37 protein-coding genes and 2 pseudogenes are annotated in these 22,469 nt (G+C 27.9%); all 39 read right to left on the reverse strand.

Annotated elements, in window-relative coordinates; all coding sequences use genetic code 11:
• Positions 1–65 precede the first annotated feature (65 nt).
• Complete coding sequence (locus tag I6H46_RS00860; RefSeq protein WP_234287372.1) at positions 66–821, reverse strand: DUF5104 domain-containing protein; 756 nt, start codon at positions 819–821, stop codon at positions 66–68.
• Positions 822–960: 139 nt separating this feature from the next.
• Positions 961–1,242 (reverse strand): DUF6506 family protein, encoded by a 282-nt coding sequence (locus I6H46_RS00865; protein WP_019118447.1) that lies wholly within the window; start codon positions 1,240–1,242, stop codon positions 961–963.
• A gap of 144 nt (positions 1,243–1,386) precedes the next feature.
• Positions 1,387–1,989, reverse strand: coding sequence for a hypothetical protein (locus I6H46_RS00870; RefSeq protein ID WP_019118448.1), 603 nt, complete (start codon positions 1,987–1,989; stop codon positions 1,387–1,389).
• Positions 1,990–2,532: 543 nt separating this feature from the next.
• Positions 2,533–2,832: a hypothetical protein gene (locus I6H46_RS00875; RefSeq protein WP_200225914.1), complete on the reverse strand. Its 300-nt coding sequence runs from the start codon at positions 2,830–2,832 to the stop codon at positions 2,533–2,535.
• Between the two features lie 340 nt (positions 2,833–3,172).
• Positions 3,173–3,367 (reverse strand): hypothetical protein, encoded by a 195-nt coding sequence (locus I6H46_RS00880; RefSeq protein ID WP_200225916.1) that lies wholly within the window; start codon positions 3,365–3,367, stop codon positions 3,173–3,175.
• A 238-nt stretch (positions 3,368–3,605) separates the two neighbouring features.
• A complete protein-coding gene (locus I6H46_RS00885) occupies positions 3,606–3,890 on the reverse strand; it encodes a hypothetical protein (RefSeq protein WP_200225918.1) in 285 nt (94 codons plus the stop codon).
• A 35-nt stretch (positions 3,891–3,925) separates the two neighbouring features.
• The gene (locus I6H46_RS00890; RefSeq protein WP_200225920.1) at positions 3,926–4,288 is read right to left on the reverse strand and encodes a hypothetical protein; all 363 of its coding nucleotides are present in this window, start codon (positions 4,286–4,288) and stop codon (positions 3,926–3,928) included.
• A gap of 161 nt (positions 4,289–4,449) precedes the next feature.
• A complete protein-coding gene (locus I6H46_RS00895) occupies positions 4,450–4,692 on the reverse strand; it encodes a hypothetical protein (RefSeq protein WP_200225922.1) in 243 nt (80 codons plus the stop codon).
• A 77-nt stretch (positions 4,693–4,769) separates the two neighbouring features.
• Positions 4,770–4,886 (reverse strand): HpaII family restriction endonuclease, encoded by a 117-nt coding sequence (locus I6H46_RS09570; protein ID WP_232618495.1) that lies wholly within the window; start codon positions 4,884–4,886, stop codon positions 4,770–4,772.
• A gap of 294 nt (positions 4,887–5,180) precedes the next feature.
• Positions 5,181–5,864 carry a Type 1 glutamine amidotransferase-like domain-containing protein gene (locus I6H46_RS00905; RefSeq protein WP_004839251.1) on the reverse strand — a complete coding sequence of 228 codons (684 nt, stop codon included), beginning with the start codon at positions 5,862–5,864 and terminating at the stop codon, positions 5,181–5,183.
• Positions 5,865–5,943: 79 nt separating this feature from the next.
• On the reverse strand, positions 5,944–6,120 hold the full coding sequence (locus I6H46_RS00910) for a hypothetical protein (RefSeq protein WP_200225924.1): 177 nt from the start codon (positions 6,118–6,120) through the stop codon (positions 5,944–5,946).
• Between the two features lie 50 nt (positions 6,121–6,170).
• The gene (locus I6H46_RS00915; protein WP_200225926.1) at positions 6,171–6,329 is read right to left on the reverse strand and encodes a hypothetical protein; all 159 of its coding nucleotides are present in this window, start codon (positions 6,327–6,329) and stop codon (positions 6,171–6,173) included.
• Positions 6,330–6,337: 8 nt separating this feature from the next.
• The gene (locus tag I6H46_RS00920) at positions 6,338–6,553 is read right to left on the reverse strand and encodes a hypothetical protein (RefSeq protein ID WP_200225928.1); all 216 of its coding nucleotides are present in this window, start codon (positions 6,551–6,553) and stop codon (positions 6,338–6,340) included.
• 41 nt (positions 6,554–6,594) lie between these two features.
• Positions 6,595–7,410 carry a restriction endonuclease subunit S gene (locus I6H46_RS00925; protein ID WP_200225930.1) on the reverse strand — a complete coding sequence of 272 codons (816 nt, stop codon included), beginning with the start codon at positions 7,408–7,410 and terminating at the stop codon, positions 6,595–6,597.
• The gene (locus I6H46_RS09575; RefSeq protein ID WP_234287373.1) at positions 7,391–7,561 is read right to left on the reverse strand and encodes a hypothetical protein; all 171 of its coding nucleotides are present in this window, start codon (positions 7,559–7,561) and stop codon (positions 7,391–7,393) included. The genes I6H46_RS00925 and I6H46_RS09575 overlap by 20 nt, the downstream gene beginning before the upstream one ends.
• On the reverse strand, positions 7,561–7,947 hold the full coding sequence (locus I6H46_RS10185; protein ID WP_267907446.1) for an N-6 DNA methylase: 387 nt from the start codon (positions 7,945–7,947) through the stop codon (positions 7,561–7,563). Before I6H46_RS10185 ends, I6H46_RS09575 begins: the two co-directional genes overlap by 1 nt.
• Positions 7,944–8,225, reverse strand: a complete 282-nt coding sequence (locus I6H46_RS10190) for a hypothetical protein (RefSeq protein WP_325100609.1) — start codon at positions 8,223–8,225, stop codon at positions 7,944–7,946. The genes I6H46_RS10185 and I6H46_RS10190 overlap by 4 nt, the downstream gene beginning before the upstream one ends.
• Before the next feature lie 14 nt (positions 8,226–8,239).
• Positions 8,240–8,479 (reverse strand): DNA methyltransferase family protein, encoded by a 240-nt coding sequence (locus I6H46_RS10195; protein ID WP_267907448.1) that lies wholly within the window; start codon positions 8,477–8,479, stop codon positions 8,240–8,242.
• Between the two features lie 345 nt (positions 8,480–8,824).
• A complete protein-coding gene (locus I6H46_RS09585; protein WP_234287374.1) occupies positions 8,825–9,001 on the reverse strand; it encodes a hypothetical protein in 177 nt (58 codons plus the stop codon).
• 23 nt (positions 9,002–9,024) lie between these two features.
• Positions 9,025–9,099 carry a hypothetical protein gene (locus tag I6H46_RS10200; protein WP_267907461.1) on the reverse strand — a complete coding sequence of 25 codons (75 nt, stop codon included), beginning with the start codon at positions 9,097–9,099 and terminating at the stop codon, positions 9,025–9,027.
• A gap of 43 nt (positions 9,100–9,142) precedes the next feature.
• Entirely contained in the window at positions 9,143–9,418 is a 276-nt protein-coding gene (locus I6H46_RS09590; protein ID WP_267907449.1) for a type I restriction enzyme HsdR N-terminal domain-containing protein, read from the reverse strand.
• Entirely contained in the window at positions 9,419–9,643 is a 225-nt protein-coding gene (locus I6H46_RS00935; RefSeq protein ID WP_039920572.1) for a helix-turn-helix domain-containing protein, read from the reverse strand.
• Between the two features lie 91 nt (positions 9,644–9,734).
• On the reverse strand, positions 9,735–10,067 hold the full coding sequence (locus I6H46_RS00940) for a plasmid mobilization protein (protein WP_200226246.1): 333 nt from the start codon (positions 10,065–10,067) through the stop codon (positions 9,735–9,737).
• A 791-nt stretch (positions 10,068–10,858) separates the two neighbouring features.
• Entirely contained in the window at positions 10,859–11,308 is a 450-nt protein-coding gene (locus I6H46_RS00945) for a GNAT family N-acetyltransferase (protein ID WP_050756653.1), read from the reverse strand.
• Between the two features lie 640 nt (positions 11,309–11,948).
• On the reverse strand, positions 11,949–12,299 hold the full coding sequence (locus I6H46_RS00950) for a hypothetical protein (protein ID WP_200225932.1): 351 nt from the start codon (positions 12,297–12,299) through the stop codon (positions 11,949–11,951).
• Positions 12,300–12,683: 384 nt separating this feature from the next.
• Complete coding sequence (locus tag I6H46_RS00955) at positions 12,684–13,316, reverse strand: hypothetical protein (RefSeq protein WP_200225934.1); 633 nt, start codon at positions 13,314–13,316, stop codon at positions 12,684–12,686.
• A complete protein-coding gene (locus I6H46_RS00960; RefSeq protein WP_200225936.1) occupies positions 13,313–13,687 on the reverse strand; it encodes a hypothetical protein in 375 nt (124 codons plus the stop codon). The genes I6H46_RS00955 and I6H46_RS00960 overlap by 4 nt, the downstream gene beginning before the upstream one ends.
• Positions 13,687–13,809: a hypothetical protein gene (locus tag I6H46_RS10205; RefSeq protein ID WP_267907450.1), complete on the reverse strand. Its 123-nt coding sequence runs from the start codon at positions 13,807–13,809 to the stop codon at positions 13,687–13,689. Before I6H46_RS10205 ends, I6H46_RS00960 begins: the two co-directional genes overlap by 1 nt.
• A 696-nt stretch (positions 13,810–14,505) precedes the next feature.
• Positions 14,506–14,850 (reverse strand): hypothetical protein, encoded by a 345-nt coding sequence (locus I6H46_RS00965; RefSeq protein ID WP_200225938.1) that lies wholly within the window; start codon positions 14,848–14,850, stop codon positions 14,506–14,508.
• Positions 14,851–14,942: 92 nt separating this feature from the next.
• Positions 14,943–15,188 (reverse strand): hypothetical protein, encoded by a 246-nt coding sequence (locus I6H46_RS00970; protein WP_200225940.1) that lies wholly within the window; start codon positions 15,186–15,188, stop codon positions 14,943–14,945.
• Positions 15,189–15,196: 8 nt separating this feature from the next.
• The gene (locus tag I6H46_RS00975; protein ID WP_200225942.1) at positions 15,197–16,009 is read right to left on the reverse strand and encodes an ATP-binding protein; all 813 of its coding nucleotides are present in this window, start codon (positions 16,007–16,009) and stop codon (positions 15,197–15,199) included.
• A gap of 341 nt (positions 16,010–16,350) precedes the next feature.
• Positions 16,351–17,358, reverse strand: a complete 1,008-nt coding sequence (locus I6H46_RS00985) for a DNA methyltransferase (RefSeq protein WP_200225947.1) — start codon at positions 17,356–17,358, stop codon at positions 16,351–16,353.
• Positions 17,359–17,366: 8 nt separating this feature from the next.
• Positions 17,367–18,322, reverse strand: a pseudogene (locus I6H46_RS10490) (HaeIII family restriction endonuclease).
• Positions 18,323–18,331: 9 nt separating this feature from the next.
• Positions 18,332–19,353: pseudogene (locus tag I6H46_RS00995) on the reverse strand (DNA cytosine methyltransferase).
• A complete protein-coding gene (locus I6H46_RS01000; protein ID WP_004839263.1) occupies positions 19,340–19,576 on the reverse strand; it encodes a helix-turn-helix domain-containing protein in 237 nt (78 codons plus the stop codon). The pseudogene I6H46_RS00995 and the gene I6H46_RS01000 overlap by 14 nt, the downstream one beginning before the upstream one ends.
• Before the next feature lie 107 nt (positions 19,577–19,683).
• On the reverse strand, positions 19,684–20,019 hold the full coding sequence (locus I6H46_RS01005) for a plasmid mobilization protein (RefSeq protein ID WP_200225949.1): 336 nt from the start codon (positions 20,017–20,019) through the stop codon (positions 19,684–19,686).
• A gap of 206 nt (positions 20,020–20,225) precedes the next feature.
• The gene (locus I6H46_RS01010; protein ID WP_200225951.1) at positions 20,226–21,263 is read right to left on the reverse strand and encodes an HAD family hydrolase; all 1,038 of its coding nucleotides are present in this window, start codon (positions 21,261–21,263) and stop codon (positions 20,226–20,228) included.
• Between the two features lie 332 nt (positions 21,264–21,595).
• The gene (locus I6H46_RS01015) at positions 21,596–21,985 is read right to left on the reverse strand and encodes an ATP-binding protein (protein WP_200225953.1); all 390 of its coding nucleotides are present in this window, start codon (positions 21,983–21,985) and stop codon (positions 21,596–21,598) included.
• A 222-nt stretch (positions 21,986–22,207) separates the two neighbouring features.
• Positions 22,208–22,411: a hypothetical protein gene (locus tag I6H46_RS01020; RefSeq protein ID WP_081445743.1), complete on the reverse strand. Its 204-nt coding sequence runs from the start codon at positions 22,409–22,411 to the stop codon at positions 22,208–22,210.
• Positions 22,412–22,469 lie beyond the last annotated feature (58 nt).

Raw genomic sequence — 22,469 nt, forward strand, 5'->3', positions numbered from 1 at the left:
TTTTAAAAGCCTAAAATTTGTATTTGAGGATTTGTTTTTATTTAAAACACATTCAAGAAAAAAACTTAATCACTTTTTCCATCTTTCGAATAAATTGTCTCAAGTCTTTCATCTTCATTTACCACTTCCATTTTAATTATTTCATCTCCCGAAACATAGCAGATTACATAAGTTTTTTCACTTACCCCTTGCCTTATTTCAAAAACATTTTCATCTTCTAAGACCTCTCCATTAGCTTTTCCTATTTCTTTTAAAAGTTTTTTATAGTCAGTACTTTCTCTTATAAAATTTCTAAAAAAATCAACAGAAAGCTTCCTATCAACGGGCTCATATTCTCTTCTATTTCCATACAAAATCATAGTTTTGTAATCTTCACAAGCTTCTTTTTGCACATATATTCCATCTTTAGAATGCCAAAGGAAATATCCATCTTCGTAAGCATTTTTTGTCGACAAATCAATAATGTGAATCCCTTGATTTTTTGGATTATTTTTATCCGAAGTTACAACTTTCATATAAATAAAAAATTCTTCCTTACCCTTTTTCAACATCAAATCAGCATCCAGACACCAATAACTCTTATCTTGAATGCCTTGTGTACGAGTCAAAATATCATTCCTATCAAAATCGCTGGATCTAGCATTTACTTTATAAAATTTCAAAAAATCATTTAATTTCTTATCAAACTTATCCTTATTTCTTACATTTTCTGCAAACATCTTCTTTATAGCTTCCTTATCATTTTCATCAGCCGCACTAAGAAAATCCGTAAGAATGTTAGAAAAATCCTCATCATCAGAAGAAAATAAATAATCAGCCATAAAAGCTCTCCCACATCCAGATAAAAATATAGTAATAAATAAAAAAATTCCTATTATCCTTTTTTTAATCATTAAATTTCCCCAAATTATTCCTATAAAATTATATATCAATTGTTAAAAATTTCACTTAAAATAAAATTCAAGAAAAAATTTCATCAAACAAATCATTTTGGCAATCCAAATGTCCAACAAAGCCAACAGGAATTTTCCCGCAAGTTGCATCAATAATCTCCCTTGCACCACTTTCCCCAAAAGCCCCACAAAGCTCAATCACATCAGCAATCCCAATTAAAGATTTAGCAACCACTTTAGCCTCATCCAAATTTCTAACACCAATAATTTCAGCATTATCGTTTTTTCCAATGGCTTTCCTATCAACCTTTGAATCAAAAGGCCCTATAATTATATAAATAAATTTCATAATCCCTCTCTTACTGCAGTGTTTCTTTTGCAAACTTCCTAATATCTAAATTTATCATACATTTTCTAATGAAATATTCGTTAAAACTAATTATATTTTTCGAATATTTTTACTACCCAATTCTTATAAATTTTTCAATAAAGATCATTTTACTATAGTAGTTACAACAGAGATTAGAATTATCCCTATAATAGAAATTATCGGCCAATGATTTTTAAAAATATTATTTCCAGTATAAATTTTTCCTACTGATCTATAACCACTGATTATGTCTTTACTATTCATAGCTGAAATCATATCATCTGTAACTCCAGGAGTTACTTTTGTTATAGAATTTAATACATTTCTACTTGCAGCCGCTTCTTCTATGTCCAGCATATTCTGTAAAATCCATTCTTCAAATTCTGTACGTTCTCTGTTACAAAAATTAATGTATCTTGTCATCATTCCCACCTGAATTCTTCCAACAAAAAATACAATAAGCCCAATAACTAATGTAGCAACTGTAACAACAAGCATAAAAACCTCATCAACGTCACAAAACATTATTATAAAAGAAAGGATCCCCCCAAATAATAAGTCAATCCCCCAATTCGACAAATAGAATCCTCTTCGAAGTCTTTTAGTAACTTCTTCCGGAGAATAAACAATCTTATTTTCATCGAATTTCTTAAAAATACGAAAAATCAAATATGAAGGAATTCCTATAATAGCCAATGCTATAAGTAATAAAACAATGATTTCCATACAACTACTACCCCTTGTTAAAAATTATATTTATAATTATATTATATCATTCATTATAAAAATTCACATTTGTATTTTTTCAATATACAATACAAAAATTATTGTAAAACTGATATTTCCACCATTCCCCAACTTATTTTCTCTCTGTTGTTTTTACTTATAAAATGCTTATCTATTAAAAGTAAGACTATATTTATACAATAAAAAATTATATTTCAAACAAAAAAATGCAAGATGAATAATTCAATCTTGCATTTAATATCCGAAATACTGTAAGCTTTTGAAAAGAAACTAGGTTAATTTTAATGATTTTTAATCATCTTTCACCACGATAAACGTATATTTTTAGGTATTTCAATTTATCTTGTATCTTATTCCCATTCTTCTTTTCCAAACGTACGATATATCCCAAACTATTCAAAATACTATATTCTATTTTTTAGAGTATCACCAAATCCATCTAATTATAGGACATTTTCAAATTTTTTAGTCCCGTCCCAATCCCAGTACCGGAGAAAATAATTAATTATAGTATATGTTAAATTAGTTAGTTAATTTTTCATTGCAAAATATCTTTAACTGGTTTAAATAAGATAATGGTATTTCGAAAAACTCCATTGGATTTAATTGGAATATATAATCATTTTCTATATGATTTGTTTCATTTACAAATTTACACACATTTGGGTATTCTTTTTTAAGATGTGAAATTAAAGTGCCACTATCTCTATCTTTTTCGAATAAAAATCTAATCGCTATTATTTGTGTATATATATTTCCATTTTTAACTAATTGTAATAATTTATCATCGCTTGTTTCATCAATTAGATCATTGTAATTCATATTAGGTATAAATTCATTTATAAAATCCATTCCTTTATTAATAAAATCCGATTTACTTTCATAATCTATTCTACTCTTATATTTATCTGAAGATCTTCCATGTATTAGATTTGATAAAACATCATATGCAGAATTTTCTAAAAATTAGGTGTTGTTAATTCAATAAATTTTCTCAAGTTAATAATCCTAGTAGCGATGTCATAAGAACTTTCGATAGCAATACTTCGAGTTAATTCCACAATATTTTTCAAATCACTTTTTGTTATCTCTTTTTCTTCTAAATTCCCATCATTATTAATAAGGTATGTTGCATATACTGGTGTATGTATATCATATCTTCTTAAAATTTGCCTTGTACGTAATCAATAACTGGCTGTAAATCATGTGTTAACATCAATACAGTTTTATTTTTAAAACTAAACTCCTTCTTATCAAATAATCTTTTTGTTACAGCAAATTTTTTATTTTTATCAAAAGAAGTTATAGGATCGTCTAAAATAATTAGATCTACATCATCATTGGCTACTTCAAACATAAACATTACTAGAGAAAAAGCATTTTTTTCACCCCAACTTAAATGATTTTGAGGGTTTTCTATTTTGTCAATTTCGTCTGCATTACTTGGAATTAAATAACAAATAGCATTATTTTCCCCATTGTTTTTTAATATAAATTTGTAAGGAAAACCTGCTATTGAAAAAAATCATTTATATCTTCTCTCCTATCCTTTATTAAATCCTCCATTTTTTGCTGACATTTAAGAAATAATGTCTTTATAGCTGATGTTTTTCTCTTAGTTCATCAATTTTCCCATTAATTTCTTTTATTAAAAATTTAATTTTCTCAGTTGTATAAAATCTAGATATTTGTCTATTATCAATAATAAAATTATCCAGCTGTGACTCTATATCTTCGAGTTGCTCACGAGATACATTCATGGGCTTAAATCTAAATAATTGCTTTATTTTTACGTATAAATATTCTGTTTCGATTCCAATCTGATTCATCTCAGCTAATAGTTCATTAGATTTAGAACTATCACCAATATATCTCTCCAAAATTTTAACAGAGTTTTGTTCAATATATCCTTTTTCTACAGCATTTTGTAAAAATCCAATACTTCATTTGCCGTTTTTAAAGCAGAGTTTTTAAATACAGTTGATATTGTTTTATTTTGTTTTTCAATACTTTCCAAATTCATATTATGAGTACAAAATGGGCACGATTCACCATTCATTTGTTTTATTCCATCATTTCTCCATTTAGCCCATTTTGATACATCAGAAAAGTCTCTATTTTCATAAAACGGTTTATATGAATTTAACTCTTCGTGATTATCAAATCCCGAACCATTTCCTTTTAATAATTCTCCTAAGCCACCTCTTTTTGAAATATTACCATTATCAAAATTAGTGATGTTTCTATAACTAGGAAGAAAGTTCATCAAATCATTCAATTCTTCCGATTGTTCAAAATATTTTTCAAACTTTTTAATAAATTTTCTGTATTTTCCCTGATCTTATCTAATTCTTTATCACGCAAAAAACTTGATATGAATTATTTAAAAGCTATCATTTTCAAAAAGGTACCTATTTACATAGTTTTCATCAAATAATCTTACTTTCTTAAACTTACAATTTTTATTTTAGGATCTACATCTGAATTATATGGTCTTAAATTAGATAACGAATCATTATCTTTATTTGAAAAATATAAAATTGCCTTACTAATTGTAGATTTCCCCGTTCCATTCAAACCATATTTAATATTAAGTGAATTGGTATTTATATTAATATTTGCACTTTTGACACAATTACAATTTTCTATATTAATACTCATCACTTCTTTTATACCTTCCATTTTACTCCTCCATACACATTATAAATTTAATTTTTTATATTTAAAATTCAAAATTTATCTAAACCTGATTTGAAGATTTAACTTAATAAAATCTTCTTCATCTTCACACTATAGACTTCTTCAAATTCATGTCTTGATGTGGATGCTGTTTCATATTTTGTATTTTTAAGAAGATATTCTTCAAAATAATTCACATTCTCAATTTTTTGTCCAAATGTAAACCACTTGGAACTATTATTCAAGTTATTCTTTTTTACTTACAGTACCATTTGAGTACCAGTATCAATTTCCCATTCTCTTTATAGCTTGTAATTAAGGCATTTTAGAAAATTTTTCGATTACTCCCATTCTTCTTTTCCAAACGTACGATATATCCCAAACCATTCAAAATACTAGATTCTATTTTTTCTAATATCACTAAATCCATCTAATTATAGGACATTTTCAAATTTTTAGTCCCGTCCCAGTCCCAGTACCGGAGAAAAACCTTAAAATAAAACTTCTTTATTCAAACCTGTATCACTCCAAGAAATTTTATATGCGTTTTTATTAGGGTTCGATTTAATAACGTACATCTTATAATTATCCCAAACAACTGCCACTTGATTTTCTATTGCAATCGCATCTGTTAGCTGTCCAACATAAAACTCATCAAATCCTACTCTATCAGGCTCGTCATAATGAGGACAGTGTAAATAAGGAATAATACCTAAACCCTTAACCCATATAGGTTTTGGATTTTCAACACCTTCTATATACTCACTATCACTATGGCCTGCAATAAACCAGCATATAGAGCCTGCACTTAAGCCTGCCAGTACTTTTCCACTTTTATAAGCTCTAATTAGCGCCTTATCTACACCATATTCTTCCCAAACTTTCATCATGTATTGAGTATTGCCGCCGCCAACATAGATGATGTCTGCATTTTCTATCTTTTGATTAACCTCTTCCTTGTTTACTTTTACGTTAGATAAATACAAGGTATCAGTTTTACATCCTAAGCTCTCGTATAAATTATTGATGATCTCTATATAAGCTTCAGCATCTTTACTTGCTGTAGGAATGAATAGAAAATTTGGATTTTCTTTTTTTGATGACTCGACAATGAATTTATCTATATCGTAGGTTTGATTTTGGGATATTTCCCCTCCTCCAATAGCTATAATCATAAATTTCCTCCTGTGTTTAAAATCTGTTTCTTTAGTAAAGTCTTGAACTCCTTATATTTACATAACTATTTTACTCTATTTATAGTCCTAACACCTCTTTATTCATGATATTAATAGCTTCTTGTTCTTGTTTGTAAGCTTGATAACGTAATTCATTTGCCTTGAAAGCAAGATTATTTATTAGTTCAATTTTCTTAACATCTTTTAAAAACGGTACAGATACTTTTTTCAATTGAATAGGTTCTATAGCGTTCACAACACCACCATATTTTTGTCTATATATTAGTTTTTCCCCATATATGGAATTTAAAAAATAAATATATAACCTACATAGTCTTTTTCACATTGCATTTGAATTAAATTATCACTTATAGCATATTTTCCTATTTGATGAAGCATAGCCATCATTACAGATCCTAGTGTACCTCTTGATGGTAATATAATTGAATTTTCTTTTATGAGCAATTCTTTTTCTAACCTGTTTTTATGAGCTTTTTTGATAAGTATTTTCCTGTTTCTGACTTTAGTTGAAATAAATCTTTACCTCCTATGAATGGAACTCCATGTTCTTTTGTAACATATATTCTAGTGAATCTTCCAGGCAAAATAATATCTTTTACTAAAGCTTTATCATCTAAATACCTTAAATCGGCATGTTTACTCATATATTTTTCTATAACATCTATCAAAGGAATATGATAGCTTCCCTCTAATCTTCCATCTAAATCACTTAATTTTGTAGAAAAGAATTAATATCTTTGCTGTAAGAAAAAGCTTCTTTCTTTAATTCTTCAATTGGAGGTAACTCTAGCTCATCAATCATAATTTTAGTTGCTTCATCAATAAGTTTATTTGATTCATCTCTTTTAGCATATGATTGTAGAATTAAATCGTCAATTTTTTTCTTAATCATATCTGGAGGGTTAGGAATAGGCATGTTTTTTAATGCTTCTGGTTCAATTTCTAATATTACTGATCCAAATTTCTCTGCATGCAATAAATTTTGTGCAATATCGGTTTTAAGATAGGCATATACATATCCAGGAAATTTATCAATAACTAACCTTATTGCATGTTCACTAACTAAATATTTTGCTAATGACTTATTTACAAAAGTTACATTACCTATAGTTCCAGATCGAGATATCAAAATTATTTCTTCACTCAAAGAAAGTTGTTTAACCATAGAATTATCGGGAGAAACATATTTTATTGGTTTAGGATAAATATCTAACATTTCTGAACTTCCAAGAAACCCTATAGACGTACTATCTATATCGCTTAAATAATTTCTTTTTGCACGTGGTCCATAGTAGCAATCATTAAACCCAATATTATCTGATCCTAAAGTTATTACTTCATATTTACTATTGTTTAATAGCTGTAATGCATGATCTCTATCTATATTAAATGTTGATGCTTCTAATCGTTTATCTCTAGTTAAAATATCGCTCAAAGAAACACTAGACCAGTTAATATCATCCTTAGGTATTTCAACTATTTCTATTAGTTGTTTTTCTAATTTTTTAGCTGCTGAATTTACCATGATATTCCCTCATTAATCTTCCATTTTCTAAAATATCTGGTACGAGAATTGTTTGATCGTCAACAATTTTCTCTATACTTTCCATTTGGGCTGTTTTATCTCCTGCCGATGTTTCATCTAATCTATAGACGTTTTGTTTTTCAGGAACCATTATCTCGTTTCCTTCATTATCTCTTTTAAAAGAGTGTTTCCTCTTTTATCATGACCAATTTTGTCAACTATTGCCATATAAATGTTATAATCAGCCATTTGTCCAGTAGATTCTTCTTTGGATATTTCTTCTTTTGTTTTCTTTTGTAAGATTAACACTGATGTTTGAGTACCATTTCTTGGTTGGAATGTATCTTCGTGTAAATCGATACTTGCAATAATCTTTGTATTTTTAATCAGCCACTCTCTTATATAACCAGTGCCTGGCGAACCCAATAGAGCATCAGGAAGAACTATGCCCATTCTTCCACCTGGTTTTAAAAATTGATAGCATCTTTCTATAAATAATATTTCAGGGGAAACAGATGATTGATACCTATCAGTCATTGTCCATTTACCTGTTTTTTATCCTGATTCCATATTCTGGCAAGTTCAAATTGAGATAATATAGCATGATCTTTTATTGGAATCTTACTACCAAATGGTGGGTTGGTTACAATTACATCAAAAAATCCTATATCATAGTGATTTATAATTGATTTTTTATCAATTTGTAGAGCTGATGCTAATCTTGTTTTAAAATCATCTGTCCATTCATGGGGAGGTAAGAGGGAATTTGTTTGAAGAATATTTCCGCTGCCATCATTATTCATAACCATGTTCATCTTTGTCGCTTTTACTAAATCTGGATTAATATCAAATCCAAAATAGTTATTTTTGCCATGTCAGAAATTTTATCTTGGAAAGCTTTCTTTTCATAATCATTCCAGTTTTCTTTATCTTTTCCAATATCTTTTGTGAATTCTGACCTTAATTGCTTCATAGCATGAGTCATAGCAGTTACAACAAATCCTCCCGTTCCACAAGATGAGTCCAAAACTTTCTCATCAATAGTAGGATTTATCATTTCAACAACCATCTGCATTACATTTCTGGGTGTAAAAATTCACCACGATCCCCTCTAAGGTAAGCACCAACTATTTCTTCATATGCTTTTCCCTTAATATCTATTCTTGTATTTAAAAGACTATACTTTTGTAATTCGCTCACTATATAGGATAATGTCCTTGGATGTAATTTTATGCTATCATTCGGTTCAAAGATCTTTGCATTTTTCTTTTCTTTTTTTACTCTTTCAAATATCTTTTCTATCCTATTTTTAATGGTTAGTTGACCATCACCATTAGATCTTTCTTCACTTGTTGCATAAAATTCTAATGGTTTTGGAATGTCCCTCTCATCTTCAATTTTACAAAAATAACTTTTAAAAGTTCAAAAAAGCAGGTTGTTTTTGCATTCCTTCATTTACATAAATATGGTTATGACATGTTTTGAATGTGAATAACAAATTATCATCTGATGCGTTTTTTAAAGTTGTTCTTTTAGGTCTATTAATATCATCTAAGCTTCCATCAGCTGATGGAATGTCATTATAGTCCATAAATTGTATAGATCCAGAATCATCTATATATTTTTGAATACAAACTTTTCTTTACTATTTGTCCACATGCCCCATTCTGCATTGGAACAAGCTGACATATATGATTTTAATTGAGCGACCCCATCTTTAGAGTTACTAGCTTCAATTTTTCACTTTTACATTCAATAATAATTTTATATTTTCTTGTATTTTATCAACTTTTTCATCAGGAAATATAACTATGTCTGCTCTCTTTTTACCAGAACCAATTTGAACTGTATATTCAACGCTTATTTGATCTCGATTATATTTATGTTCGTTTATTAGTCTTTTTTCAATAGTTTGACGTACATATTCTTCTGGCGTATCTTTTCTAAATTTTCCATCTATATAATCACATACCTTACCTTCAGGTATAACTATTACTTTTGATTCCATTTAAAGTTCTCCTTTATTTCTTTGCAATTTAATAAGATCGCCAACTTCGACATTTAGCGCTATACAAATTCTTGCTAATACGTCAAGATCTATTCGTTTTACTTTATTATTTGCATATGAGTTTAATTGACTTCTTTGTAAATTAGCATTTTCTTCAAGCCAATTCTTGCTAATATTTTTTTCATTAAGTACTTCATTTATCGTAAATATAATTTCATTGCTCATTATTTGACCCCCCATATAAACATATATATTATATCAAATAAAACAAGTTTCTGCAACTGTATATATAGACAGCTCTACAAACTTATATATCTTATTTCTTTCTTAATAATAGGGAATGTATATCCCATATTTCTTTTGCCAATTTTTCTATTTCTTTGTTCATTGATTCAATTTCATTTTTGTAAATAACACCAGTCATATTAGTAGCTTTTGCAATCTGGTTTATATTATTTGTTACATTTGAAAGTAACCATTGAAGATCTCTAAATGGTTCTAGGTCTACAATATAAATTTCTTTTTCTAATACACATTTTCTAAGAAAGTGGGACATTGTTTTGCAATTTGCAAGTTTCATTTTCTTTTCAAAGATTTCTTTTTCTTCATCTGTTAAATATATTTTAAGTTGAATCTTATTAAAAAAGATGTTTTTAAAATAGAAAAGACCATAACACTTAAGTTATGATCTAATTTTTGTCCAAATGTAAACCACTTGGAACTATTATTCAATTTATTCTTTTTTACTTCCAGTACCATTTGAGTACCAGTAGCCATTTTTCATTCTCTCCCTTTGAGCAAGTCACTATCATACTTGAAAATTACTAAGTAATTTTCAATCCCATTAGCGAATCAGAAAAGCCAACGCTCCTATTCGTCGCGTCGGCTTTTCTTCCCTGAAGAAGGGTTTCCATCCATTTATACTGCGGTGCTTCACACCTTGATAAATGGTGGAAAACGTAAAAAATATTGCTCGCAATATTTTTTACTCCTATTCAATAATTACCATAGCATATTTGTTTCTTTAATTCCATGCCAGTATCTTTGTAGTTTCTGTTTTTGGCTATTTTTATGCCTATTATATGTGGTTTTAGAGTTTTTTAGTATCAAAACAGTATCACAGGTTTATATTTTGGCAGTGAAGCTATTCTAAGAATACGCAATATGCTTGACCAATGGCAGGAAATGAAAGAAAAATATGAGAATAACGAAATTACAAAAGAGGAATTACAGGATTAGAAAGCAAACTATCCCGATAGTTTGAAAAAAGATTATGTTCCATTTGAATAAAGCAATGTCAAGTTCTATAAAAGTGGTATCAGAGCAAAGGTTCCACCGGATATAAAATAAGCATAGAAAAAGCACATAGCTAAAAGATTTATAATCTTAAAGTTATGTGCTTTGTTTTTACACTATTCGATGATTTAGACGAACTTGGATTTATTGCTGTAATACCATAGAAAGCTCAATTTCATCCTCGTCTTCCGCACCTGTTTCTGCAAATCCAACATTATGGTATAGTTTCAAAGCACCTTTGTTATCCTTATTGCAAGTAAGTGTAATTTTGTTTGAATCACCAAAGGGCTTCTCTCTAATATAAGCGATTATTTGTTCAAGTGCGACTCTTCCGTATCCTTTTCCCTGATTGGAATAATCAATCATCATATGCCAAATATCATATTCTGGAATATCGTAATCATATATGACCATAACGTAACCAACCATTTTGTCTTCATCATATATTCCAAAAGGCTGACACTGTTCACGGTAAACATAGGCTTGGGCTAAACTACGGATTGGATTGGAAACATATTTTTCCTGTCCATTCCCCAATTTCAGATTAAATGCATCAATAAAGTTTTCTTCTGTAATTTTTCTAAGATTAATCATAAATTCCTCCATAAACTCTTTTAATAATTTAAAAATGGTCTTGTATGAATATCTATGAATAACCAAAGATAAAAAAGTGCCGTGGCTTATAAAACCACGGCAAACTACTTCTCAATTCAGAATAACCGAGGTATTCAAAAGATATTCAGATTTAAAATTGACTTTTCTATTCTTCATAATTGAACACCCCTCTTTCATAATATATTAAGTAAAGGATACCACTCATAACTTTCATATGCAATAACAAATTGGAATTTTCTAATTCGTCACCCACTATTTCCACAAAAGCCTCCCACCAAAATGATGGAAGGCTTTAAAGAATTCACCTAAATTCAACAACTCCCTTTTGAGCCTACTTTTTCACCTTTTTAGTATCAAAACAGTATCACTAAGGAGTTTTTTGCTCCTGCAAAACGCTGAAATACTGTATTTTCAACAGTTTTATAGCAGAAACATATTTGTTACTCTATTCCCACTCTTCTTTTCCAAACGTACAATATATCCCAAACCATTCAAATACCACATGCTATTTTTTCTTGTATCACTAAATCCACCTAATTATAGGACGTTTTCAAATTTTTAGTCCCATCCCAGTCCTAGTACCGTTATCAATTAAAAAATATTAATATAATTTACTATATCAGAGGCGGACTATTAAAAGATAAGCGAGAATATTTACCCAAAATTCTTTAAATAAATCATATGCTTTTATATATTCAATATGAGCAACTCTTTTGATTTTATTTTGTCCAATAGAGAAACCAGTGAGTTTTTTACCTTTATCAAATATAAATTCTATAGGTATTAAATCAGATATAAGATTATTATCCGATATTTCTTTCAAAGAATCGTATTGCAATTTAGAATATCTATCTATAAAATTATTAAAATTATTTATAATATTCTTCTTCGTAGCTAGTCTAATTTCTTTCGAATTATTAATATTTTCAATTGTTACATTCATAGCATCGCTATTATTAAAGTTTATCAATATGCAATCAATAAATAAATTATCTACTGTATACAGGTTAATATTTGGATCTAATTCAATATTTTCATTTTACACTTTATATCACATTTGTCTTTTTCCTTATTGATAAAAATATTATCAATCATAGATTCACTTATGTTCAATTTTTTAAAAGAAGTTATATCTGACTTTATAATATCTACAATATTATATCCAGACTTTGTATCACCAAATGTTTGATTAAATATATATTTAATTTTTTAGAAATTAAATTATTAGTAAAATCATCAATCGAATAATTAATTTTTATTAGTGTAATAAAATTAGATTTTCTTCCGCCCAATAGTCTTATAGACAAGTCACAATCTTGAGTAATTACCATGTAATGAGAATCTTCTATTTTAATTAAATCCCCAAACTTAATATCATCACTTTTTTACATTCAGATAAATAAGACTCCTTCTTTAATAGATTATTTAATTCTTTGACACTTCGTGAAATAAAAACCCTTCTTTTTATTTCTTCTTCTTCAAGATTCTTATTTCCTTCATAAATTTGTATTGATTTTCTTACTGGGTTTATATATTTTCCATATTCTTCAAAACATTTTTCACTATATATTTTATTAAATCTACTTTTATATATCTCATAAAATATATCATCAATTTGCATTCCTTCTATTAAGTAATCATAATGAATTAATGATTCATTATTATTAATATCCCACATTCTTTCTTTCAATTCTTGAATTGTCTTATCATAACTTTCAGAATATAAAGATAGTAGATTACTATTTTGCGATTTTCTAAATGCTTTTTCAAAACATAATAGTTTATCTTTCGAACCTTTATCTACAAAATTTACATGCATTGATAGATTTTCTATTTCATTATGTCCCAACCCAATCTTCTCTAAGAATAATTTTGAATCTTCTAAAGATTCTATTACATTTGGATCTGATGAGTAAAAAACAATTCCTATATAGTATTCTAAAATAATTTCACTTAATTTTGTTAAATAATTTTTTATAATATTCATATTTTCATTTTTTCTAAAAATTTATCTAATACTATAAAATTTCTTTTTGCATTAACTTCCATTATTTTGTCGATAATGGTACTTTCAGAAATATCAAATGGATTATACTTTACTAAGTTTGCTAGCTTGAATTCTTCAGGAATCTCATAATTTATTAAATCTTCTAAACTAGAGTTTTGTTCCTCAAGAAGGTTCTCAATATCTAAAAGCGAATAATTTTCATATTCATCAATAGTCAAATCTAATTTTTTTGCAATTAATGTAACCATATTATCCTGTAAATCTATTAACTTAAAGTTTTCTTTATTATTTGGAATTATTTCATCGTCAACAATAATTATTAAGTCATCTTTATTGAAAAAATCATACATTACATCAATCCTCCAAAATTCAATAATAAATTTATACTTATTTCCATATATATTTTTTCTTCAGATAATGAAACCATAGCTCCAAAATCTTTTAGCAACTCTGAAACTATATACAATCCCATGCCACGCCCATCGTTTTCTGGTTTATTAGATACAAATGGCTCAAATATCTTTTCAGATATTTTTTATCTATACCTATACCATTATCATAAAAATAAGTTTTCTAAGAGTTGGTAAAAAAACTAATGTGATCATAGGATTTTTAATTTTGTAATATTCTAGCCAATATAACGAGTTTAGAACCATGTTTTCTACTATAATCTTTACATTTGACTTTATGCCTCTGACTAAAAATCATCTCCTTCAATACTATATTTATAGTTATTACCCTTATAAAAAAAATCGGATTATCTAATAATATAGACTTTACATAATCTCCTATTAAAAAGTTTCATATTTTCTTCTCTTAGCTCTAGAATTTATGTCTAGTAATGATGCATACCTAGATAAGTAAAAACAATCTGTGTCTATTATATCAATATGATTACATATTTCACTATTGTCTTGACATAATCGCCTAATATACTTCGATGAAGATTCTATCTGGTTTGACAATCTATTTATTTCGTGTGATAATGCTTGTGAAATTATTGCACTCCCAATAATAGGGTTTAATTCATTTATATATTTATATTCATTGTTTATGAGATTTTCTTTTTTTAAATTATATTTATTTATATCATTTAGGTTTTTATTAAGACTATTGACTTTTTCTATCAGTTGTAAATTATCAAGATTGTTATTTTCAATATCTTTTCTTATTTCAGATATCTTAGCTTTGGTTTCTGTTTGAGGATCAGAAATTTTTTTAAATAAGATACTTGATATTTTATTATTTCACCAGGTTTTTTTTCTCTTAATGTTTTTGCTTTAGGTGCGTTAAGATTTTCATTAAATTCTTTCTCCATCTTAGATATTGTCCCATACACTACATTTTTCATTAATAAAATAAAATTTTCGCCATAATTATCTAATTGAATTCCTTGCCTGTTAGTCATTTCCTTTATCTTATCAAGATTTTCTAGACCATCAACTTTAACATAGCCTATAGTTGTATGTTTTTTATATATTATGGATTTAACTCTTGTATTATACCCAGACATATCCAACCAATCGTTATCAATATTACCGTAAGGTAGGATTCTAAAATTATTTCTATAAACCTTTATACCTAAGAAATTGTTAACATATTTCTTTATTTGATGTATTTCTTTATCATTAGAAAATCATAGGCAAAAATTTCACCTTGAAAATCGCCTGGTAAAAAAATTTTATCTTCATCATATAAATTAAATTTTGTGACATCACATTGGTAATCTGCTATTGTTTCCTTAAGTTTTTGAAGGTTATTTAAATCAATTTCAACAAATGTATCACTATATAACTTATACTGTTTTTCATAATCAATTTTTCCTTCAAGAATGAAATTTGAATTCTCCATGATTTTAACTAACTTGTCAATTTCTTTTTTATATAATGCTTATTCCTTTTCAGACTTATATTTAATTTCTTTCGATTTGAGAAATAACAAAAATTAGCGTATGAAAATGAAGTTTTTCTTATTCTTTCCTTATCTATTATATCATTAGAGAAAACAGGGTTGTTATCTACCTTAACTTTTACCAAAAAACTATATTCTTTTTCAATGAAGGGATTAAATAATTGATTGATTTCATCATTAATTAAATTTACAACCTCTTTCTCCTTCCAATAATCTAAATCTTTTATTCCTAAAATTTCTATTCTTGTTCCGTGATTTTCTCCATTAAATTTGACACTATCATTATACTCTTCGTGTTTAATAGTAATACTCACATCATCTATAGAAACATTATCAGCGTTAAAATCTTCCCAATTTATTTTAAAGCTATAATATTTATCCTTATTTTCCTTAAGAATATCATCTAAATTATCAACCCCAAAACTTCTTTTTAAGTCAAATTCTTTATAGTTCTCAAATAAAAAATCTGTGTCTAATTTAGTAGTAACTTTTACAAATTTTCCTAATTTATTTAATGATAGTCTTCCTATTCCCTTATTTCCCTGAGCAATTCTTTTGAATTTTGGAGAAATTTTTTGATAATTGTTTTTAAAAGATGATGCTATTATTAAAAAACCATTTTCAATTATATGCTCATTCATCCCATTACCATTATCTTCTATAGTTATTTTTCCTCTTCCATGTTCAGATTGATAAGATGTGTCAATGGTAAGTTTACATATGGTAGCATCAGCATCTGATGAGTTTTTTATAAGTTCCATAAGCGCAACTTTATTATTATCTATTAAAGCCTCTCCTAGTTGGTAAATTAACCTTGAATCTACTTTAATTTTTTTATTGTATCACTCACATTAATCCTCCATTTTATTAAACAACAATATCGTTTCTTGAGATATAGTACTTATCGATCTTTCGTTTTTATTAAAAGGTAATCTTGAAGGTGAATTCTTATATAAAATATTCCTATTGAATTTAGACACCAATTTCAAACCTAAACTTTCCAATATTTCAATGCTTATATCATCTAAAGGTTGCCTTACTGCATCCACGCTTCTATTTCCAACTGTCATTATTAAATAGCCATTTTTTGATAAGCATTTATTCATATTTTTAAGTGATATATAATAATCCTCAAAAAATTAATTACTTTTGATTGTTTTTTTAATGAAATCTTGTCCAAGAATTCATTTAATGACTTTATATTTTTAGTATTAATTATATTTCTTTTTTCTCCACCTATACTTATTTTATCTATAGTTGTATATCTTTCTAATAGCTCTCGACTGCAAGATAAGTCTTTTGAATCAATCCATTTTAAGAATAAAATAGAAGCTTGTCCATATGTTACTGTTGTCGGATTATCACCATACGGTGGAGAAGTACATATAATGTCAAATTTACCTTTTAATTTATTATTGATGATACTACTTGAATCACCGTATATTATATTTGAACTAGTTGTATTGCTATAATTTAAATGTTCTGAATTATCGTTAATAATTTTGATGAAATATTCTATACATTTATCTTCTATTAAATCTATTTTTTCCTTTGGAAGAGCGTGTAATTTAAACGTGCTAGTCCTATCATTACTAAATTTAAATATAACTTCAGATAAACAAATCCAAAAAAATTTTCTTATATCTTGACTTCTCTCTAATAATATACAATGCCTTATTTGACTCAAAGATTTTATTATATCATCTCTAAACCATTTTTTAATATTATAAAAATCATATATTGGAAAATTTGATTCCTGTTTTAAATTACTTTTAATTGTTGAAATTGCATCACAAACATCCGTTCTATCATATTTATGAGTTTTTACAAACGACAATAATGTAGCGTATGGATTTATATCAATCCCTACAGAATTAATCCTTAATTCTTGCGCGATAACTAATGTTGTTCCAGATCCACAAAAAGGATCTAACAAAGTAATATTTTTGTTATTTAAATGCTTGCTTATAACACTTAATAATTGATACTGCATATCTGGAACCATAGTAGCAGGGTATTTACCAATATTGTGTATGCCTGATTTAGTTATCCCTTTAAAATCCCAATAATTATCAGGATAGCTATTTAATTCTTCGGCTATTTTATTCATAAAACCCTCTACTTCCATTTACAATCTATAGAAATAATAGTAGTAGGCATACCTATTATCTGTATATCAAACTTCAAACTTGTTTCTACTTTAGTTGCTGCATTGTGTATTCTAAAGCTAAATTGCCAACCCCTATCAAGGTACAGTTCCAAAGTATTTTTGCTTCCTGGTCTAAATTCTAAGCTTACAATTCTTGTTGGTAACGAAGCTATTGGTAGCTTAACACTTCTTTTGCGTTTTATGCCTTCTTTATTCAAAGTACCTCTTAGGTTATAGCTTTGAACTTGTGTCATTTGTTTACTGTCAATACCAATTACTTTATAAAAATCAAACTCTCCAAGAAGATACTCAACCATTAATTTTGGAATATCTTTACCAAAAACATTATTTTGTCTATCAAGTTCATCCTTAAAAGCATTTAGAAGAGGTAAGTAAACATCGTCTTCTTTACTAGGAAGATCTCTCCATTTTGATCCTTTTGCCTTTTCATCTTCTAAATAATCAAAATAGGCTTTATATCTTCCCAATATTTATCAGAGCATTTTATACCGTACCATTTTTCTCCAAAGTCTAATCCTTTAGATAATCTACTGTGCTTAACTGCAAAATGATTATGCTTTACACTTAGACCAATCTCCCATTCTATGCCTTTTCTAATGATTAAAACGTCCCTTACGTCTCCATCTTTACCCTTATTATCAGTCTGAATTTTTAATTCTAGCTCATCATCTCCATCATCTAATATTAAAGGCTCTAATTCTAAAATAGTATTAGTTCCTGCCAAAGCACTTACCTTATACATATCTTTTTCAGATTCTTCTAAAGTATTCCATGCCTTTTCAGCAGCTTTGTAGCTTGAGTTTTTTTCAATTTTTGAGACCCTGTATTTTGATATTTCTTCATGTAAAGTATTCAAATACGCAAATTCATAGGCTCTACCTTGATTATTGCTTTTTTTACTCATAACACACCTCTAAATCATTTGTAATTGTTTAGGATAAGAAAATATACTTGGTTTATTAAGTGCTAAGTCAATGGCTTTAGCCATTTCATAAGCGAGATTTACTGGAACAGCATTTCCTATCATCTTATAGGCATCATTTAGATTTGTATAATAGAATTTAAAATCATCTGGAAATCCTTGTATCCTTGCACATTCTCTAACAGACAATCTTCTATATAGCTCTTCCTTACCTGGTTCAAATACTTGCTTATTCTTATCTTTTTTAATCATTTTAGGAGCTTGAGGATGCAATTGACATTGTCTACCAGAAGCCTGAACAGTAAATGCTTGTTCATCCCAATCACGCACTCTATTCCTACTCATAAATATCGGAGAGTATGCTCCTATAAAATATTCGTGATTTGAAAAATTGCAATTATCACCATTAGTTTTATTCTTTTCTAAAGCAGGAATTGCGTTATCTTTTAAGTCATAAATGGCGTCTCTAAATGTCAACTTATAATCGTATGGTTTAGGAGGTAAATCAAAACTAATATTCAAATCTTTTCTAAATCCTACATAAAAGACTCTTTTTCTATCTTGGGGAACACCATAGTCACTTGCATTTAATAAATGTATAAATACATCATATCCAGCTTCTTCAAACTGTGAAACTATATTTTCTACTGCAGAGTTGTGTCTTTTTGCCATCATTCCTTTTACATTTTCAGCAAGGAAAAATTTAGGTTTCTTATCTTTTAAAATTCTGATATATTGATAAAATAGTTGTCCTCTAGGATCATTAATTCCTTTAAGGGATCCTGCTTCACTCCATGATTGACAAGGTGGTCCACCTATTATCCCATCACATTCTGGAAATTCATCTGAAGGTATTTTAAATATATCGCCTTTTATCAATTTTGCTTCATGGTTTTTTCATATGTTTCCCAAATAGTTTTGTCAAATTCATTGGCTGCTACTATCTCATAACCCGCCTTTTGAAATCCTAAGTCAAGTCCACCTGCTCCTGAAAACAAACTAATCAATTTCATCTTTTATCTCCTCTGTTTCAAACTCTACACATTCCATCACATCTGAAATATCACAATTCAATGTATTGCAAATTCTTAAAAGCACATCTGTAGTAACATTTTGTCCATTTTTTATTTTATAAAATGTACTTTTACTTATTTGTGCTTTGTCCATAAGTTCAGTACTTTTCATTTCTAAATCTATAAGTTTTTTAAACAATTTTTTATAACTAAATTTTAACATGAGATATTCGAAACAACTCCCTATATTTATCTATATTGTCTTAATTATACCATTAAAACCATTCTTTTAACAGGCTTTTATTCTCTTATCTCGAACCAATTAGATAATTATTTTCTTAATAACGGGGAATGTATGTCCCATATTTCTTTTGATAATTTTTCTATTTTTTCTCTCATATAATCAATATCTTTCTTATAAATAACACCAGTCATATTAGTAGCTTTTGCAATCTGGTTTATATTATTTGTTACATTTGAAAGTAACCATTGAAGATCTCTAAATGGTTCTAGGTCTACAATATAAATTTCTTTTTCTAATACACATTTTCTAAGAAAGTGGGACATTGTTTTGCAATTTGCAAGTTTCATTTTCTTTTCAAATATTTCTTTTTCGTCGTCTGTTAAATATATTTTAAGTTGATTTTTTCTTGTTCTATTATCCATAATTTTCTCCTTTGCTTATATCTTTTGGGGTCTTAGGGTTCTCCCTAACAAGGTAAAATTCATTAAAATAGACACCTATATTTTAAAAAGGTGCCTTAAAAAAGTCATATTATATTTTTCTTGGATTAAATAATCTAATTATCTGATATATTAATTTTTCTGTTTTTTGAATGTCCAAAGAATATTATTCTATTCAATAATATCTTTTATTTCTTGAGAAAAACGACTTGTTGATTTTGTACAAATATATTCATAAAATTTTTCACATCGTGATCCTTAAGAATATATCTAACTTGATTATTAGCTAAAGCAATTTTTAATATTCTTTCAATTTGTTTACTTTCCCAAGAGTCTATAGAGCTCATTTTTTTAATTATTTCATGGGTTTTAGAAAATGATGGGCTTTCGCTTAATTGGTCTATTAAATCTTCCTTTTTGATATAATTCTCATCCTTGTTTGTTCTTTCGCTCTTCATTTCTCTTAAGCATTCTGCATTTTTTCTCTCCAAAATTTCGTTAGCAGCTGTTCTATCTATAATATTTTTTACTAATATTTCTAATTCTGATCCTTCAGTGTAATCGGCTTCTGTAAAATATTTTATTCTGTTTTCTTCTATCATCTTAAAAACTTTATTTTTTGAATCTTTTCCGTGGACGCCAATGGAGTAGCCACCATTTGTAGATACAAGTTTCATACATGGTATATCTGTATCACTGTCGCCTATATAGACCATATTTCTGAAGGGAACTCGGTATTCATCTTCTTTAAAATAATCATTTACCTTTGTATCGTTAATATCAAGAGCACCTTTTTTTATTCTGAAGAGAAATTGGGTCTTACTCGTATAGTTTATGCATTGTGCTGGCCAGACAGCGACACCATCGGCATCGTAATAAAATGAACTTGCGTATATCTTTTTAAAGTGGCTTGCTATTTTAGTTCCTTCAATCATTTCTTTTAAGCCTGATGAAATTATATAATGTTCAACTTGAATGCTTTTTTCTTTTCCATAGTTATTTATTCTGTCAAACCATTCTTCGACTCCTGGAAATAATTCAACATTTGCTCCATATTCTAAAAGAGTTTTCTTGTTGAAAATATGTTTACCTCTGGAATCTTTGGCCATCTTGTACATCCATGCCAAATTTTGATCCATATCATTGTCTTCTGCTAATTTATTAGATTCGTTCCAAAATTCGTCCACGTTCTGTTCTAAGGACTGTATAAATCCTTGAGCTTGCATATCATCTGGCGTAAGTGTCTTATCGAAGTCATAGCAAATTGCTAAAATTATATCTTTTTCTTTTTATAATCCATTACTTTTACTCCTTATAAAATCTATTTAGCTTTTAAAAACTAGACTGTAAAGCTATTTTGACTAATTATATCACTGTTATTAGTAATTATATATCTGAAAACTTATTACAGGTTTAAATTTAAACATATTAAAGTAAATCTGAATTGATATACCTGAAATTAAAAGTGGTATTTTCATCTCGCAACAATCCAATTTCCATCACGCTTTGATCCAACTCCTTCTATCATTTTCTTTTCTTGTAAAGATTTGAATGCTCTTTAGATAGTTCTCTTTGTTACACCTATTTTTTCTGAAAGTTCAATTGATGTCAAGATTGGATTTTCAATAAGAAGTTCAATCACTTTCTTCTCAGTTTTATTCAAACCGACATTCAAACCGACATTTTTGTTGTCTATTTGGTCAATTACTTCTTGTTCAAAAGGTATGGTGCATCTAATATAGTTGCTTTCAATTTCAAAAACATCTTTCCCATATTTTTCTACAATCGTAGGAATCCCATGTACGGTGTGTTCAATTAGTCCCATATTTAGAAATATCCTCATCAATGTTTCGTTTCTAGGCTTACTTATTCCATCAAAAAATTGGTCTTTTGTCATTCCATTAGGAAGTCCACCATGTGATAATATATAAAGTCTATCATTAAACATTGAAATCTGCGGCACGGTAATTGTCCAATCGTTATGAACTAAAGCATTTAGAATCGCCTAATTTACACAGTCAAAATCAAATAAATATGTGTCCTTTCTTGGCCTTACTGTCGTTTCAGAAATACATATATTTTCAGCCCGCAATCTGCTTTTTATTTTTTCATAAGTAGTTAATATGCATCCATAACCATAGTCGCTTCTTTCAGATATAGAAGCTTTATTCTATCCTTGAAATTTCACAAAAATAAACGGAATATTATTTCTATCAGATAATAATTCTGCTAATAAATTATATTCCCCATCTTCATTTCTTAAATTCAAATTAGTTTCAAAAGATTTATCTTCTAAATGGTAATCTTTTTCAGAGTAATATATCCTAAGCTCTCTAAAGGATAAATCTGATGAATTTGATCTTTTCTTAAGCATGTATTCATTAACTATAAATTTTTTCTCATATCGAATTTTTATCTGTTCCGGTGTCATC

It is taken from the genome of Anaerococcus obesiensis, assembly GCF_016599815.1.
Lineage (GTDB): Bacteria > Bacillota > Clostridia > Tissierellales > Peptoniphilaceae > Anaerococcus > Anaerococcus vaginalis.